16 protein-coding genes and 1 pseudogene are annotated in these 16,216 nt (G+C 64.0%); 9 read left to right on the top strand and 8 right to left on the bottom strand.

From position 1 onward, the window contains the following. The first annotated feature begins 83 nt into the window (after window positions 1-83). Complete coding sequence (locus tag P0D87_RS00085; protein WP_029968530.1) at window positions 84-953, top strand: LysR substrate-binding domain-containing protein; 870 nt, start codon at window positions 84-86, stop codon at window positions 951-953. Between the two features lie 73 nt (window positions 954-1,026). On the opposite strand, the gene P0D87_RS00080 is transcribed toward P0D87_RS00085, so the two are convergent. Further along, complete coding sequence (locus P0D87_RS00080) at window positions 1,027-1,773, bottom strand: glucose 1-dehydrogenase (RefSeq protein WP_006052815.1); 747 nt, start codon at window positions 1,771-1,773, stop codon at window positions 1,027-1,029. Between the two features lie 489 nt (window positions 1,774-2,262). On the opposite strand from P0D87_RS00080, the gene P0D87_RS00075 reads away from it, so the two are divergent. Further along, the gene (locus tag P0D87_RS00075; protein ID WP_029968531.1) at window positions 2,263-3,603 is read left to right on the top strand and encodes a TAXI family TRAP transporter solute-binding subunit; all 1,341 of its coding nucleotides are present in this window, start codon (window positions 2,263-2,265) and stop codon (window positions 3,601-3,603) included. A 31-nt stretch (window positions 3,604-3,634) separates the two neighbouring features. Here the strand turns inward: P0D87_RS00075 and P0D87_RS00070 are convergent, their stop codons facing one another. Both P0D87_RS00070 and P0D87_RS00065 read right to left on the bottom strand, forming a co-directional pair. Beyond that, window positions 3,635-4,522: a ProQ/FinO family protein gene (locus tag P0D87_RS00070; RefSeq protein WP_053858140.1), complete on the bottom strand. Its 888-nt coding sequence runs from the start codon at window positions 4,520-4,522 to the stop codon at window positions 3,635-3,637. A 481-nt stretch (window positions 4,523-5,003) separates the two neighbouring features. Continuing rightward, entirely contained in the window at window positions 5,004-5,207 is a 204-nt protein-coding gene (locus tag P0D87_RS00065) for a cold-shock protein (protein WP_006052818.1), read from the bottom strand. Between the two features lie 306 nt (window positions 5,208-5,513). On the opposite strand from P0D87_RS00065, the gene P0D87_RS00060 reads away from it, so the two are divergent. Then, window positions 5,514-6,959: an NAD-dependent succinate-semialdehyde dehydrogenase gene (locus P0D87_RS00060; RefSeq protein WP_006052819.1), complete on the top strand. Its 1,446-nt coding sequence runs from the start codon at window positions 5,514-5,516 to the stop codon at window positions 6,957-6,959. A gap of 107 nt (window positions 6,960-7,066) precedes the next feature. Further along, window positions 7,067-7,645 carry a GNAT family N-acetyltransferase gene (locus P0D87_RS00055; RefSeq protein WP_085962968.1) on the top strand — a complete coding sequence of 193 codons (579 nt, stop codon included), beginning with the start codon at window positions 7,067-7,069 and terminating at the stop codon, window positions 7,643-7,645. 59 nt (window positions 7,646-7,704) lie between these two features. Here P0D87_RS00055 and kdgT read toward each other — a convergent pair whose 3' ends face one another. Beyond that, complete coding sequence (gene kdgT / locus P0D87_RS00050; protein WP_053858142.1) at window positions 7,705-8,721, bottom strand: 2-keto-3-deoxygluconate transporter; 1,017 nt, start codon at window positions 8,719-8,721, stop codon at window positions 7,705-7,707. Window positions 8,722-9,044: 323 nt separating this feature from the next. Between kdgT and kduI the strand changes: the two genes are divergently transcribed. From kduI to kdgR, 3 genes are all read left to right on the top strand, one after another. Further along, window positions 9,045-9,881: a 5-dehydro-4-deoxy-D-glucuronate isomerase gene (gene kduI / locus P0D87_RS00045; RefSeq protein ID WP_408636721.1), complete on the top strand. Its 837-nt coding sequence runs from the start codon at window positions 9,045-9,047 to the stop codon at window positions 9,879-9,881. 71 nt (window positions 9,882-9,952) lie between these two features. Continuing rightward, window positions 9,953-10,753, top strand: coding sequence for a 2-dehydro-3-deoxy-D-gluconate 5-dehydrogenase KduD (gene kduD / locus P0D87_RS00040; RefSeq protein ID WP_053858143.1), 801 nt, complete (start codon window positions 9,953-9,955; stop codon window positions 10,751-10,753). Window positions 10,754-10,863: 110 nt separating this feature from the next. Continuing rightward, window positions 10,864-11,742, top strand: a complete 879-nt coding sequence (gene kdgR, locus P0D87_RS00035) for a DNA-binding transcriptional regulator KdgR (RefSeq protein WP_082366981.1) — start codon at window positions 10,864-10,866, stop codon at window positions 11,740-11,742. A gap of 59 nt (window positions 11,743-11,801) precedes the next feature. Here the strand turns inward: kdgR and P0D87_RS00030 are convergent, their stop codons facing one another. Then, window positions 11,802-12,356, bottom strand: coding sequence for a cytochrome b (locus P0D87_RS00030; protein WP_171799846.1), 555 nt, complete (start codon window positions 12,354-12,356; stop codon window positions 11,802-11,804). Between the two features lie 658 nt (window positions 12,357-13,014). Between P0D87_RS00030 and P0D87_RS00025 the strand changes: the two genes are divergently transcribed. Both P0D87_RS00025 and P0D87_RS00020 read left to right on the top strand, forming a co-directional pair. Continuing rightward, a complete protein-coding gene (locus P0D87_RS00025) occupies window positions 13,015-13,386 on the top strand; it encodes a hypothetical protein (RefSeq protein WP_006052827.1) in 372 nt (123 codons plus the stop codon). A 114-nt stretch (window positions 13,387-13,500) separates the two neighbouring features. Then, on the top strand, window positions 13,501-13,770 hold the full coding sequence (locus P0D87_RS00020; RefSeq protein WP_006052828.1) for a hypothetical protein: 270 nt from the start codon (window positions 13,501-13,503) through the stop codon (window positions 13,768-13,770). Window positions 13,771-13,857: 87 nt separating this feature from the next. Here P0D87_RS00020 and P0D87_RS00015 read toward each other — a convergent pair whose 3' ends face one another. The 3 genes and pseudogenes from P0D87_RS00015 to P0D87_RS00005 form a co-directional block, all read right to left on the bottom strand. After that, a complete protein-coding gene (locus P0D87_RS00015) occupies window positions 13,858-14,109 on the bottom strand; it encodes a hypothetical protein (protein WP_029968547.1) in 252 nt (83 codons plus the stop codon). A 154-nt stretch (window positions 14,110-14,263) separates the two neighbouring features. After that, window positions 14,264-15,442: a 4-hydroxybenzoate 3-monooxygenase gene (locus tag P0D87_RS00010; RefSeq protein WP_006052830.1), complete on the bottom strand. Its 1,179-nt coding sequence runs from the start codon at window positions 15,440-15,442 to the stop codon at window positions 14,264-14,266. 248 nt (window positions 15,443-15,690) lie between these two features. After that, a pseudogene (locus P0D87_RS00005) lies at window positions 15,691-16,216 on the bottom strand (threonine ammonia-lyase, biosynthetic); the annotation flags it as partial.

The raw sequence follows: 16,216 nt of genomic DNA, 5'->3' as shown, positions 1-16,216 counted from the left end.
TGATGCATCGGTAAAATCGATATAATCGATGCGCTCATCGTAAATACTTATAGCCGGCGAGTTTCGCTGCGACGGAGGCTCAGGTGCAATACGCGCAATTGCGGGCGTTTCATGCGGTCGCGGAACATGGCGGCTTTTCGCGGGCGGCCGAGGCGTTGTCGCTCTCGCAACCGGCGGTGTCCGACCACGTGCGGCGGCTCGAGCAGGATTACGGCGTGAAGCTGTTCGAGCGCGGACCGCGCGGCGTCGAGACCACCGAGCTCGGGCTACGCCTTTTCAGCGTGACGCGGCAGATGCTCGGTTGCGAGCGCGACGCGCGGCAGTTGCTCGAATCGGCGGGCGGCCTGGAGTCGGGGTCGCTGTCGCTCGCGGCGGACGCGCCCGATCTCGCGGTCGCGCTGATCCGCGCGTTTCGCAAGCTGCATCCGGGGATCGTGGTGACGCTGTCCATCGCCAATGCGGCGGACTGCATGCAGCGCGTGCTGTCGAGCGCCGTCGACGCCGCCATTACCGCCGCGCCGCAGGTTCACAGCCGGCTGGAATCGCGCGTATTGCGGCGCGATCCGCTGGTCGCGATGGTGCCGGTGCGCTATCCCGTCGCGAAGAAACGCAAGCTGAGTTACGGGGAACTCGTGCAGCAGCCGATGATTTTTCGCGAGCCGCAATCGGTCACGCAGCAATTGCTGGAGATCGAACTGGTGCGCGAGTCGCTGCTAGTCGAGCCGGTCATGTATGTCGACGGCCGCGAGGCGCTCGAGGAAGCCGTCGCGCAAGGCATGGGCGTCGGCGTGATCGCGCGCGCGGAATTCAACCCGTCGCGGCGCATCCGGATGATTCCGCTGGAAGATTGCCAGGTGCGCATGACCGAATCGCTCACGCGGCTCGCCGGACGGCCGGGGTCGAATCTGCTCGATGCGCTCTTTGCCGTCCGCTTGCCGGGGAGCGAGGAATAAGCGAGGCAAAAAGCGACGCGCAAAAAAAACGGCACCCGAGGGCGCCGCTTTGCCGCTACTTCAATGGATATTCTTAACGCACGCCGCCGCTGACGATCAGGCTTTCGCCGGTGATCCAGCGCGCGTCGTTGGATGCGAGGAAGGTGACCACGTCCGCGATGTCGTCCGGCTGGCCGAGGCGGCCAAGCGGCGTCGTGCTCAGCGCCCACTGCTCCAGGTCCGAACCGATGATGCCCGCGCTATGCGTGCCTTCCGTCACGACCATGCCCGGATTCACCGAGTTCACGCGAATCTTGCGCGGCGCGAGGTCCTTCGCGAGCACGCCCGTGATGCTGTCCACCGCGCCCTTCGTCGCCGAATAGACTGCGCTCGTCGGCGGCGTGATGCGGCTCGCGACCGAGCTCACGTTGACGATGCTCGCGCCCTCGCCCAGATGCTTGACCGCTGCCTGCGTGACCAGCAGCAGACCGAGCACGTTCACATTGAAGTGCTTATGGAAGTGCGCTTCGGTGATGTCCTCGATCGCCGCGAATTCGTACACGCCCGAGTTGTTGACGAGAATATCGAGGCGGCCGTAGGTTTCGACGGCGCTGTCGATAATGCCTTTCGCATCGGCGGCTTTCGATACGTCGCCGCCGACGGCGATGGCCTTGCCGCCCGCGGCGGTGATCGCGGCCACCACTTCGTCCGCGCCGGCCTTGCTCGACGCGTAGTTCACGACTACCGACGCGCCTTGCGCGGCCAATCCCTTTGCGATTGCCGCGCCGATACCTTTCGATGCACCCGTTACGACTGCGACCTTGCCTGTGAGCTTACTCATGATCTGGTTCGTCCTTTGACTGGATTTGCGCCGGCGTGCTGCCGCGGAGTTCGCGGCATTCACGCTGCTTCAGCAGGACGCTGCGGCGCTGACACTGGTGACAATGTAAGCACCAGGGCCACGCGGATAAAGCGGCTCAAGGCGAATAGATACGTCAAGGCAGCCGAACAATGAGAAAGATGCGGTCGGCCGGCGATGTGGCGCGCTCACCGCTTGCGTCCGAAGACGAGAATATGCAGAGCGATGCTCAGCAGCACCGCCAATGCACCTAAAGTATCCAATGCAGCAGACAACACGATCGTCTCCTTGGCAGCTCGGGCTGCTCATTGCTTGAGAACGATTGCATGGCCCTTCGATTAAAGGACTTTTGCAACGCGCGCCGCGAATCAGGCAAACAATACGGCAACAAACAATAGAGCAAACTTCCGACGACAAGTCCGCCCGCCGCAGTAGACAATGCCCTGATCCCGGCTACCGCATGCCATGCCTATGAAAGCGCAACGTCCGCGTCGTCCTCCGCCGCTTCCTCGCGAATCGCTTCATGCCGAGTGGCGCGATCACACGCTGCCTTATATCGTCGTCGCCGCGGCGATCGCGCTTGTCGTCACGCTGATCGTGTGGCTCGTCGATCCGGCGCCTCCGAAAACGATCACGCTCAGCGCCGGTCCGCAAGATAGCTCGTTTGTCGCCGCCGCCGATCAGTACAAGAAAATTCTCGCGCAAAACGGCATCAAACTGAACGTACTCGAATCGGACGGCTCGGTGCAGAACCTTCAGCGTCTGCTCGATCCGAAGCAGCACGTCGACCTCGCGCTCGTGCAAGGCGGCGTGGCGGACGGGCTGGATACGTCGTCGCTGATGTCGCTCGGCAGCGTCTTTTATGTGCCGATCGTGGTGTTTTATCGCGGCACCGGCGTAACGGAGCTCGCGCAGCTCGAAGGCAAACGGATCGCCGTGGGCCGTGAAGGCAGCGGCACGCGCCTGCTCGCGCTGAAGCTGCTGGACGCGAACGGCATTGGGTCCGGCGACGATACGACGCTCGTGCCGAGCGACGGTCTGCAAGCGGCCACGCAGCTCGTCGCGGGCGAGGTCGATGCGGCGATTCTCAGCGGCGATTCCGCGACCCGCGGGCTGATGCTGCGCCTGCTTCGCGTGCCCGGCATTTCGGTGATGAATTTCGACGAAGCCAGCGCCTATACGCGGCTTTTTCCGTATCTGGATCAGATCGATCTGCCGCCTGGTGTGCTGGATCTGCGGCACAAGATTCCGCCCGAGACCGTGCATCTGATCAGCCCGACCGTCGAGCTTGTCGCGCGAACCGATCTGCATCCGGCCATTTCCGATCTGCTGATCGAGGCGGCGCAGGAAGTGCACGGCAGGCCGGGCCTGCTGCAGCGCGCGGGACAATTCCCGAGCCCGATCGCGCACGAGTATCAGATCAGCGAGGACGCGCAGCGCTACTACCGCACCGGCAAGAGCTTCCTATACCGGACGCTGCCGTTCTGGCTCGCGAGCATCGGCGACCGCACGCTCGTGCTGCTGTTGCCGATCGCCGTGCTGCTTTTTCCGGCGATGCGGCTGGTTCCGGCGCTGTATCGCTGGCGTGTACGTTCGCGCATCTATCGCTATTACGGTTCCCTGATCGCGATCGAGCGCGGCGCGCTCGCGCAAACCACCGACGAAGAGCGCAAGCGGCTCTTCGCGGAACTGGATCAGATCGAGGAATCGTTGAATCGGCTGCGCATGCCGCTCGCTTACGCCGACGCGTTCTATGTGCTGCGCGAACACGTCGGCTTCGTGCGCGGCCGGCTGGGGGCGGCGGTGCGTTGAGCGGCCACCGGGTGATTCAGGTGGCCGATGCTCAGGCTTCGCGAGTGGCGGGCGCCGTCTCGGAGAGGTTGGCGGATTGCGCAGCGAGTTTGTCGTCAGACGGCGCATCGGCGGCGGTGGATTGCGGCTCGTTGGGCTCGGCTTGTTGCGGGGTTGCTTGCGACGCTTCCTGTGAGGTTGCTTGCGACGCTTCTTGCGAACCCTGCTGTGACGCTTGCGCATCCACAGACGCTTGGTCCTGCGCATCCACAGCATCGGCGGAAGCAGCAGATGCAGCCGGCGCAGCCGCTGCCGCCGCACTCTTCGCGCTCTTCGCCGCGCGATGCGCCTGCAGGCGCTGCGCGCCCGCCGCTTCCTGAGCCGTGACCTTGCCCGCCTCGGCGCCCGTCAGGTCGACGCGCGCGGCGCCTTCCACGAGACACTTCCAGTAGCGGCTGCCGCGGCACCACGTCTTGATCGCGTCGCGCAACTCGGCTTCGCTCAGCGACAGTTCCTTGGCATGCACCACGAGGTCTTCGAAGATGCCGACCTTCAGCGGCAGCTTCGGCGCCGGGTTCTTCGGGAACGCGTTCGGGAAGCGCTTTTGCAGACGGCCGATGGACTTCACCACCGGATCGACCGGCTTGGCGTCCGCGGCCGGCGCGCCAGCATTGGGACCCCCGCCGGGACCGCGCCGCGATTGTGACGGCTGCGACGGCTTGCCGGCAGGCCGCGCGCCCTGTCGGGCGCCCGCACCGGGGCCCGCGCCCGGCTTCGCGGATTTCGCAGCCGGCCTGCCATCGCTCCTGACATCGCGCCTTGAATCCGGCTTGCCCTCGGGCCTCGCGCCGGATTTGCCGTCAGCCTTCGCGGCCGGCGCAGCCTGGGCCCGTGCCGCGGCCAGTTGCTTCTTCAGTTCAGCGAGTTGTTCGAAACCCATAGCGCACAACCAATCAAGAAAGGGGAGATTGTAGCAGCGCTCCGTAAGAGATTAGTGACGGCATTGCAACGCCGGGCGGGCCGCCAGCATGCGCGGGCGCCCGTTTGCGATGCCGTTGGGCACTAACGCAGCGGATTATGCAAGGTGCAATAACCGTTCGGACGCTCGCTCCCCGCCCGGCGAGCGAACCGGGTGTCCGCGCGGGCGTTGCGTTCGCATCGCCCGCACGAGGGTTGCAGAAGGTTTCGGGATGCTGATTAACTTGCCGGCAAGTTTCCACTCAGCGGGCCGCTCAGCGCGGCCAAGATAACCGCATCGGCGCACGACGGGCCGCGCTCACCGAAGCCGGCGACGCTCGGGCGCGGCGTCCGCGACGACGCCACGCGCTGCGGCGACCGCAGCAAGCGCGGCGCTCGCCGTCATCATGCAAAGCGCCGCGCAACGATCGCGAACGTGTGCGCGGCGCTAGCCGCATCGCCGGCTAGATAGGCTTGATGTCCGCGGCCTGCTTTCCTTTCGGCCCCTGCTTCACTTCGAAGCTGACCTTCTGATTTTCCTGCAGCGATTTGAAACCCTCGGAGCGAATCTCCGAGAAATGGGCGAACAGGTCTTCACCTCCGTCGTCGGGTGTGATGAAGCCGAAGCCTTTTGCGTCGTTGAACCACTTCACTGTACCGGTAGGCATGTCGATTCCTCATGTGCATCTGGTTGACTGGGACTGCCGCTCGACTGTACGCCACTTGACGCGCCGGCGCTCTCCCCGGGCTTTCCATGACTAGCGCCTGGCGTCGACGCACAGGCCGCGGCGGCCGTCCGGAAACTGGGGTCGCAAGATGCGTGCCGCGCCCGCCGCGAGCGGAGCGGCCGCCGGTACGTTTGAGCGCAATCAGATAAGATGTTTCCTTATCGGCAGTCCATTCTCGGCCACGCGCGTTCGGCTCTGTACGCGAGCGCAGCGCAGCCTGTCGTTTTCCCATTTACAGGAACCAGCATGGCAATTTCGAGCTATACCGATACCCGACTTCTCATCAACGGCGAGTGGTGCGATGCCGCGAGCGGCAAGACTCTCGACGTATTGAACCCCGCTACCGGCCAGGTCATCGGCAAGGTGGCGCACGCCGGCATCGCCGATCTCGACCGGGCGCTCGAAGCGGCTCAGCGCGGCTTCGAAGCCTGGCGCAAGGTGCCCGCGCACGAGCGCGCCGCGGTGATGCGCAAGGCAGCCGCGCTGGTGCGCGAGCGCGCGTCCGACATCGGCCGCCTCATGACGCAGGAACAGGGCAAGCCGTTCGCCGAAGCGAAGGTCGAAGTGCTGGCCGCGGCGGACATCATCGAATGGTTCGCCGACGAAGGCCGCCGCCTCTATGGCCGCGTGGTGCCGTCGCGCAATCTCGCCGCGCAGCAACTCGTGCTGAAGGAACCGATCGGCCCGGTCGCCGCCTTCACGCCGTGGAATTTCCCGGTCAACCAGATCGTGCGCAAGCTGAGCGCCGCGCTCGCGAGCGGCTGCTCGTTCCTCGTGAAGGCGCCGGAAGAAACCCCGGCGTCGCCAGCGGGCCTGTTGCAGGCGTTCGTCGAAGCGGGCGTGCCGGCCGGCACCGTCGGCCTCGTGTTCGGCGATCCGGCCGAAATCTCGAACTACCTGATCCCGCATCCGGTGATCCGCAAGGTCACGTTCACGGGCTCCACGCCGGTCGGCAAGCAACTGGCCTCGCTGGCCGGCGCGCACATGAAGCGCGCGACGATGGAGTTGGGCGGCCACGCGCCGGTCATCGTCGCTGAAGACGCCGACGTCGCGCTCGCGGTCAAGGCAGCGGGCGGTGCGAAGTTCCGCAACGCGGGCCAGGTGTGCATTTCGCCGACACGCTTTCTGGTGCACAACAGCATCCGCGAAGAGTTCGCCGCGGCGCTCGTCAAGCACGCCGAGGGCCTGAAACTCGGCGACGGTCTCGCGGACGGCACGACCCTCGGGCCGCTCGCCAACGCGCGCCGCCTGACGGCGATGAGCAAGGTGCTCGACGACGCGCGCAGGACCGGCGCGAAGATCGAAACGGGCGGCGAGCGCGTCGGCACCGAAGGCAACTTCTTCGCGCCGACGGTGCTCACCAACGTATCGCTCGAAGCCGACGTGTTCAACAACGAGCCGTTCGGCCCGATCGCGGCGATCCGCGGTTTCGACAAGCTCGAGGAAGCGATCGCCGAAGCGAACCGCCTGCCGTTCGGTCTCGCGGGTTACGCGTTCACGAAGTCGTTCGCGAACGTGCATCTGCTGTCGCAGCAACTGGAAGTCGGCATGCTGTGGATCAACCAGCCCGCCACGCCGACGCCGGAAATGCCGTTCGGCGGCGTGAAGGATTCGGGCTACGGCTCGGAAGGCGGACCGGAAGCGATGGAAGCGTATCTGGTCACGAAGGCCGTCACGGTGATGTCGTCGTAACGCATGGGGTAACGCCGGCAACGGCTGATCGTTGCTGGCTGTAAAGGGTCCGCGAGTTCATGCTCGCGGACTTTTTTATTTCATCGACGAATGTTTGGTGCGAACTCATGCAACCCACGCTGACGGGCAACACGGTCGAACTGCGGCCACTGCAACGCGATCACGCGCAAGCGCTGCTCGAAGCCGCCGCCGATGGGCAATTGTGGAATCTGACGCTGACTGTCGTGCCAGGGCCCGGCACGATCGACGGTTATATCGACGCGGCGCTCGCCGGACGTGACGCGGGAACAGTCATGCCGTTCGTGATCGTGCGCCGCGATACGGGTGCGGTGGTCGGCAGCACGCGGTTCTGGAAAATCGACTACGCGAATCGCAAGCTCGAAATCGGGCACACGTGGCTCGGCGAATCGGCGCAGCGTTCGGCCGTCAATACCGAGGCGAAATATCTGCTGCTGCGTCATGCATTCGAAGCAATGCAATGTGTGCGCGTGCAGTTCACCACCGACGAGCTCAACGACAAGTCGCGCGCGGCGATTCTGCGAATCGGCGCAAAGCAGGAAGGCGTGGTTCGCCACGAGCGCATCATGCCGGACGGCCGCAAGCGCAACTCGGTGCGCTTTAGCATCATCGACGACGAATGGGCGCACGTTAAGGCCATGCTCGAAACGAAACTGGGGCCGCGTTAAAGCGGCCCCGGCGTTTCTACGCTCGGTCAGCGAGCGTCAGCACGCATGCTCACACCCACTCACACATGCACGTCGCTCTCCTTCAGCGGCGTCGCCGCGGGCGTCAGCAATTCCTCGCGCAACGTATCGCGCGCATGATGACGGCGCACCCATAGCGCGGTCAGCATCGGCACCAGAATCGCGGTCACGAGGCAGGCGGTCGCGACCATCGCGGTCGCGGCCGGCACCAGCGGCTTGAAGCTCGGAATCATCTCGCCGATGATCGCCGGGTTGGCCACCGCCGCGCCCGCCGTCGACGAAGCCGCGAGTCCCGCCGCGCCATTGCCGCCCGCGATCCAGCGGTCCGCGAGAATCAGCGGAATGCCGGTCACGACGATCACCGCAAGGCCGAGCAGCACGCCCGCCATGCCGCTCTTCGCGATCACGTTCAGGTCGATGCCGTTGCCGAGCGCGAAGCCGAAAAACGGAATCAGCGGATGCACGCAGCGGCCGAAGAACTCGCGCAGATCGCTGTCGATATTGCCGAGCGCGAAACCGATCAGGAACGGCAGCACCGCGCCCACGAAAAGCCGCGGCTCGAAGAATGCGACGCCCGTCGCGCCGAGAATGATCATGCTGACGAGCGGCCCGGACTCGACCGACATCAGCACGAATGCGCCGGCCTCCTCTTTCGTGCCGTACTGCTGCATCACCGCGGCGTAGAGACCGCCGTTGGTCATGTCCATCGACGTCGTGATCGCGAGCACCGAGAGCCCGGCGAAGAGCCCGGCCTTGATGCCGTCGATGGGAATGAAATGCGATGCCACGAGGGTCGCGATCCACGCGACGACCATCTTCGTGACGAGCAGCGTGCCGGATTTGCGCAGCACGGTGCCGGTGGCGCGCAGGTCGATCGTCGCGCCCATGCAGAAAAACCAGACCGCGAGAATCGGCACGGTGCCGGCGATCAGGCCGTTGGTGAACGAGCCGAAATACTTGCCCGCGCCGGGCGCGAACGTATGAACGCAGGCGCCGAGCAGCAGCGGCACGAGCATCAGGCCGCCAGGAATGCGGTCGATGGCCTTCTTGAGCTTCATTGTCTCCTCCGTGGACTTGACGTCCAGTTGTCCGGTAACTCCACCTTGGGTAAGCACCGGTCTGACGCCGGCTGCTCCCTTTCGGCGCAATATAGCATCGAGTCAGGAACGTCGTTCCGGTTTTTTGCGCGACGAGGATAATCGTTTACCCGGCCTATGCTGGCGGGCCGCCGCTGGCTCACCGATGCTTCGCAATTTTTTATGGACCACTGTTCCGAAATAGCGAATAACGCGCTACAGTCGAGCCCATGCGTGCGCCGCCGCTAAGCTGGGTAACTGCGGGAAGGCGCCCACCCACCGGAGACAGAATCATGGAAGCAACGCTGCAAGTGAGGCAGGCCGTCAACAGCGAGTATGCGAAGACGCTCGATACCGCCGGATTGCGCAAGGAGTTCCTCGTCGACGAGGTGTTCGAGCGCGACGCGCTGCGGCTCACGTATAGCCACATCGACCGCATCATTGTGGGCGGCGCGTGGCCCGCCGCGCGCGCCGTCGAAGTGCCCGGCTCGCTCGGCAAGGCGATCGGCGTCAGCTATCTGCTCGAGCGGCGCGAACTGGGCGCGATCAACATCGGCGGCGACGGTTGGGTCGATGTCGACGGCACGCGCTACACGGTGCGTAACGAGGAGGCGATCTACATCGGCCGCGGCGCGCAATCGGTGGCTTTCGGCAGCGACGACGCCGCGCAGCCGGCCAAGTTCTACCTGAACTGCGCACCCGCACACGAGTCGCATCCGACTCGCACGATCTCGCTCGCGCAGGCGTCGCCGCAAACGCTCGGCGATGCCGCGACGAGCAACCGCCGCACCATCTACAAGTTCATCGTGCCCGAGGTGCTGCCGACCTGCCAGTTGTCGATGGGCATGACCAAGCTCGAACCCGACAGTCTGTGGAACACGATGCCCTGCCATACGCACGAGCGGCGCATGGAGGTGTATTTCTATTTCAATGTCGCCGACGATGCCGCCGTCTTTCACATGATGGGCGAGCCGAGCGAGACGCGGCACATCGTCGTGCATAACGAACAGGCGGTGATCTCGCCGAGCTGGTCGATCCACTCGGGCGTCGGCACGCGGGCCTATACGTTCATCTGGGGCATGGTCGGCGAAAACCAGGTGTTCAGCGACATGGACCATATCGCGGTGCGCGATCTGCGCTGAGCGCTGAGCGCTGCACGTTGCGCGTTGAGCGCCCGCATCGCATCGGCCGCTCGCCATACGAAACTCACGACATGGGCTTTGACATTGTGAACATCTCCGCCACCAACCGCTCCGCGACCCATCCGTTCGATCTGACCGGCAAGGTCGCCATCGTCACCGGCAGCAACGCGGGCCTCGGCGCGGGCATGGCGCTCGCGCTCGCCGAGGCGGGCTGCGACATCGTCGGCGTGTCGCGTGCCGATGCGGGCGATACGCCCGAGCGCGTCGCCGCCGCGGGGCGCAGATTCGCGGACGTGCGCGCGGACCTCGCGTCGATTGCGCCAGTGGACGACATCGTGCGGGCCGCGGTCGAAGCGTTCGGACGCGTCGACGTGCTGGTGAACAACGCGGGCATCATCCGTCGCGAGAACGCGCTCGACTTCACCGAGGACGACTGGGACGCCGTGATGGACCTCAATCTGAAGAGCCTCTTCTTTCTCGCGCAGGCCACGGCAAGACAATTCGTCGCGCAGCAAAGCGGCGGCAAGATCATCAACATCGCGTCGATGCTGTCGTTCCAGGGCGGCATACGCGTCGCGTCGTACACGGCGTCGAAAAGCGGCGTGCTCGGCCTCACGCGGCTTCTTGCCAACGAATGGGCCGCGCAGCACATCAACGTGAACGCGATTGCGCCCGGTTATATGGCCACCGCGAACACCGCGGCGTTGCGTGAAGACGCGCAGCGCAACGACGAAATCCTGAGCCGCATTCCGGCCGGCCGCTGGGGCGCGCCGGACGATCTCGCGGGACCGGTGGTTTTTCTGGCGTCGTCCGCGTCGGACTACGTGCACGGGCATACACTCGCAGTAGACGGCGGATGGCTCGCGCGCTGAGTCTTCAACATACGCGACGAGACGCGGTATGCTCGCGGCGTCCGCCGCAACGCGGCACGCAATAGCGTTCGAATATGGTTCGATAGAAGTTCGATCAGGGAATCACGGAAATGGCAGCAACCGGCAAACAGCAGCGTAAGGACGTTCCCGCGAGTCTTGCGCACGACGCGGACAGCGTCGAGTGCGGCAGCGACAAAGGCGAATCGGCTTCGTCGATTGGCCGCGTGTTCGCGATCCTCGGCGCGATCGGCGACAGCGGGCAGATCGGCATCAGCGAACTGTCGCAACGGCTCGGCATGTCGAAGACGACCGTGCATCGCGTCGTGCAGACGCTGAAGGCGCTCGGCTACGTGACGCAGGAAGTCGAGACCGAGCGCTACCGTCTGACCATCCGTCTGTTCGAACTCGGCGCGAAGGCGTTGGAGAGCGTCGATCTCGTGCGCGAAGCCGACGTCGAAATGCGCCGCATCGGCCAGCTCACACGCGAGGCGGTGCACCTCGGCGCATTCGACGAAGACGCGATCATCTATATCCACAAGATCGACGCCGATTACGGGCTGCGCATGCAGTCGCGGATTGGCCGGCGCAATCCGCTTCACAGCACGGCAATCGGCAAGGTGCTGCTCGCGTGGATGGAGCCGGCCGACGCGCGCGAGGTGCTGTCTCACGTCGAATTCCGCAAGTCGACGCAAAAGACGTTGTCGTCGGCCGAGGCAGTGTTGAGCATCCTGCCGCGCGTTCGCGAGCAAGGTTACGGCGAAGACAACGAGGAGCAGGAAGAAGGCTTGCAGTGTATCGCGGTGCCGGTGTTCGACCGCTTTGGCCGCGTGATCGCCGGCCTGTCCATTTCGTTTCCGACCATGCGCTGCGGCGCCGATACGAAGTCGCATTACGTCGCGCTGTTGCGCGAGTCGGGCCTTGCGATCTCGACGCGGCTCGGCTATCGCGAAGCAGCCGCGCCGCAGCATGCGGCCGCGGAACCGGGTTGATCGAGCGCTGATGCAGCGTTCAGGTTGCGTTCAGGTTGCGTCCATGCAATCGCGCCCGCTCAAGGCAGCATCCGCTGCAACACATCGTCCTTCAGCACGAAGCGATGAAAGAGCGCGCCCGCCACATGCAAGCCGATCAGCACGAGCAAGACCCACGCAAGATACCCGTGGATGTCGCCCATCTCATGCCCGACGCTCGAGCCGGTCGGCGAAATCGACGGATACGGCAGCACGCCGAAAAGCTTGATCGTCCAGCCGCGCGATGACGCGTTCGCCCATCCGAGCAGCGGCACGACGACGAGCGCCAGATACAGCAGTCCGTGCGTGATGTGCGAAACGACGCGAAAAAACGGCGACACCGATGCCGGCGACGGACGATGCGTGGCACGCCAGACGATTCGCAGCACGACGGCCGCAATCAAGGTTGCGCCCACACCGAGATGCCACGCAATCAGCCCTTCGGGCAGCGTGCCCTTGTGAATGTCCGGCATGGTCCAGCCGATCACGAACTGCGCCGCAATCAGCAAGACGATCAGCCAGTGAAGCAAGCGGGCGACGCCGTCATAGCCGGTCGCATAACGGCGCGCATTCGTATCGAAGGATTGCATCTTCATAGGACGTCTCGTTTCTCGTTTGGCATCGTGGGTTGGGCACGGGGCGGGCGCCGGCGTGCGAGCCAGTATGCTACCGGTCAAATATTAATAAAAGCTGAACTGCGGTCCGACGATTGACCAATCTCAGGCCTCGCGTCGCAAACGGTCAACGTAAAACGCCAGTCTGCAACCGAATGTATCCGCGCGGCATATAGGCCGCGTCTCGCCCTCCCTTCCGCTTTTCAGCCCTGCTCGCAACGGGCCTTTGTCGCGCCGCGGTTCATCCGAGACCTGCGTACGCGGCCTTTTCACAGCGTGCTCAATGGCTTGCCCCTCGTTCGCAGTTCGTAGCCGCGGTCGTCACGCGGCACGTGCGCCCTCGCCTGCGCGCGCCCTGCACAAACAGTCCACGCGATGCACGCGACACGTCCTGTTACACACGAACACAACGGTAATACCGCCTCTCAGTAGAGTTCGGATCAACAGCAACGAGGAGCAATCTCATGAAACGAATTTTTGCGCTGGTCATTCTGGCGGCGACGCTCGGCACCGCGTTGAGCGGTTGCATCGTGGTGCCCGATGGCGGCTATCACAACCATTACCGTTACCACGACCGTTACTGATCGCGGCGCGCGCCGAGCCCTACACACTCAATCATAAGAACACGGGAACCCACCCCATGAATCAATCACGAAGCCGCTTGCTCTCTATTGCGATCGTCGCCGGTGTCGGCATCGGGGCGTCGTCGGCGGCGCTCGCTCACGTCGACGTCGGCGTGAACATCGGCGTTCCGGGCGTCGTGTATGCGCCCGAGCCCGTTTACGCGCCGCCTCCGCCGCCGGTGTATGCGCCGCCGCCGGTGGTCGTCGTTAGTCCCGGCTGGTATGGCGAGCGTTACTACGACGGTCATCGCTATTGGGAACGCCGCGAATGGGAAGAGCGTCATCGCGAACGCGAATGGCGCGACGCGCGCGGTCCGCACGGAGACTGGCGCGGCCACGGCGAAGGGCATGGCCGCGGCGAGTGGCACGGCCACGGCGGCGATCATTGATCGCGCGTAGTGCGGCGCTACACGTTATGACGATCGCGCCGCGCTGCATTGGGCTTTGCCTTTGCATTGAGGTCTGCGTTTGCGTTTGCATCGGCAGCTTGCAGGAGCGACAACTTGGTACGCACTGATCCACGACGAGTCAGCGCGCAGATCGACGGCATGCTCGTCTGCGCGGAGTACAGCGAACAGACCGGCCAGTTGTGCTTGCGGCAGAACGGCGCGCTCGTTCGCGAATGGTTTCCACCGCATTCGTGGATGGCGATTGCGTCCGTCGCGGGCGCGCGGCATTGGGGCACGCGACCAACCGACGACGACCTCATCGCACTGCTGCGCAACGAGATGACGTTGTTGCGCTCGCCGCAATCCGGCACGATGCAGAAATAGAAAACCGCGCGGCGCCTAGGGCGTCACGCGGTTTTTTCGTTTGCGGTTTGAACGCGAAAACTCCGCGCCCTGCTCTTTCGACAAACTTTATCGTGCGTTATAAACCGGCGGCGAATACGAACTGAACGTAACGTCGCCGCCGCGGCCCGCTTGCCACGTACCGTGGCTGCCCGAACCATAGCCGCTGTTCTCGACTCGCGCGGCGCCCTGCTGGCTCGCGGCCTGACTTTGAATAACCTCGACGCCTTGCTGCGCGGCTTGCCCCGACGTCTGCGCCATCGAAACGATCGGCGCGCCCAGCGCGACGGCAACTGCAACAGCCTGAATGAGCGATTTCATTTGACCACCTCCAGTCATGCTTCTTATGTGTGCTGCGAACGGAATTCGTTGCAGCGGTGAAGGCAGTGTAGGTGCGCCGTCGTAGACGATAAATCCGCTAATCCTGAATTCACTGTTGCTGTTGCACCGACAATCGCAGCCGCCGGCGTTGCGCTCAGTCTTGCGGCACAGCCACGCCGACGTAGTTCTCCGCCATCACCGTGGCTGCGCTGCGCGACGTCGTCACGTATTCGAGTTCGGCCACCTGAAGCTGCTGCTCGAACGGCGACGCGCCCTCGATCCGATGCATCATGCTCGTCATCCAGTACGAGAAATGCTCCGCGCGCCAGATGCGCTTGAGCGCCGTTTCGCTATAGCGTTCGAGCAGATCGCTGCGGTTCTCGACGTAGAACGCGTTCAATGCCTTCGTGAGCAACCGCACGTCGGCGACCGCGAGGTTCATCCCTTTTGCGCCGGTCGGCGGCACGATATGCGCGGCGTCGCCGGCCAGGAAGAGTCGGCCATGCTGCATCGTCGCCGAAACGAAACTGCGCATGCCGACAATGTTCTTCTGAAATATCTTGCCGTCTTTCACGTGCTGACCATCGTGCGAATCGACGCGTGCATGCAGTTCGGCCCAGATACGGTCGTCGGACCAGTTATCGACGGAATCTTTCGGATCGCATTGAAAGTACATGCGCTGCACGTTGGCCGAGCGCGTGCTGATCAGCGCAAAGCCGCGGTCGTGGCGCGCATAAATGAGTTCATCGGAAGACGGCGGCCCTTCGCATAGGATCCCGAACCATCCGAACGGGTACACGCGTTCGAAGTCGCGGCGCAATGCCTGCGGAATCGATGCGCGCGAAACGCCTTGCGAGCCGTCGCAGCCGATCACGAAGTCGCACTGCAACTCGCAGAGTTCGCCTTCGTGGCGGTAGCGGATCGACGGCTTGTCCGTGTCGATGCCATGCAGCGACGTCTCCGATACGCCGAAGCGCAATTCCCCGCCCGCTGCCACGCGCGCCGCGACCAGATCCTTGATGACCTCGTGCTGTGCATACACGGTGATCGAGTGGCCCGTCAGTCCGGTCAGATCGATGCGGCGGCGCTTGCCTTCGAACGCAAGCTCGAAGCCGTGATGCAGCGCGCCCTCCGCCTTCATGCGCTCGCCGACGCCGGCTTGCGTCAGCAGATCCATCGTGCCCTGCTCGAGCACGCCGGCGCGTATCGTCGATTCGATCTGCTCGCGCGTGCGCGTTTCGAGCACGACCGACTCGATACCGCGCAGATGAAGAAGATGAGAAAGAAGCAGGCCCGCGGGCCCCGCGCCGATGATGCCAACCTGGGTGCGCATGATGTGTCTCCTGAGTGCAAGTGTGATTTGCGCCCAGTTTGACGATTGGCCCGGCTATCGCGCAACGCGATACGGCGGATACGCTGTATCGTCTTTTGAGATAGCAGGACGGCGCTGCGAGCGTCACGCAAAGCCGTCGATACTGCGCGACGCCCTGCTGACGGCGCTTGCAGCGCAGTGCCTGTTTATGCGGTGCGATTGCTCGTACGTGAGGCGCTCAAGGTAAACCCCGAGTGCGCCGATAACGTTCAGCCGAGGAACAGCCGGTAAACCGGATTCTGCGTCTCTTCCCAGTACGGATAGCCGAGCGTCGCGAGAAAACGATCGAACTCCGCGTTGTCCGTTTCCGGCACCTGGATGCCGACGAGAATCGAGCTGTAGTCCGCGCCCTGGTTCCGATAGTGGAAGAGGCTGATGTTCCAGTCCGGCGCCATCGACGAAAGGAATTTCATCAGCGCACCTGGCCGCTCGGGAAACTCGAAGCGGAACAGACGTTCGTCGTGTGCGAGCGGCGAGCGGCCGCCGACCATGTAGCGGATATGCTGCTTCGAGAGTTCGTCGAAAGTGAGATCGACGGTGGCGAAATTGTGCGCCTCGAATGCTCTTGTGATCTGCGCCGATTCACTGCGATTCCTGATCTGGACGCCCACAAAAATATGTGCCGATTCGGCCTGCGCGATCCGGTAATTGAACTCCGTGACGCTGCGTGTGCCGACCAGTTCGCAGAATCGTTTGAAGCTGCCGCGCTCTTCCGGGATCGTCACGGCGAACACC

The organism is Paraburkholderia sp. RL17-368-BIF-A (assembly GCF_046054045.1).
GTDB lineage: Bacteria > Pseudomonadota > Gammaproteobacteria > Burkholderiales > Burkholderiaceae > Paraburkholderia > Paraburkholderia graminis.
The sequence above is the reverse complement of the archived record's forward strand: the minus strand, read 5'-3'. Positions and strand labels throughout refer to the sequence as shown.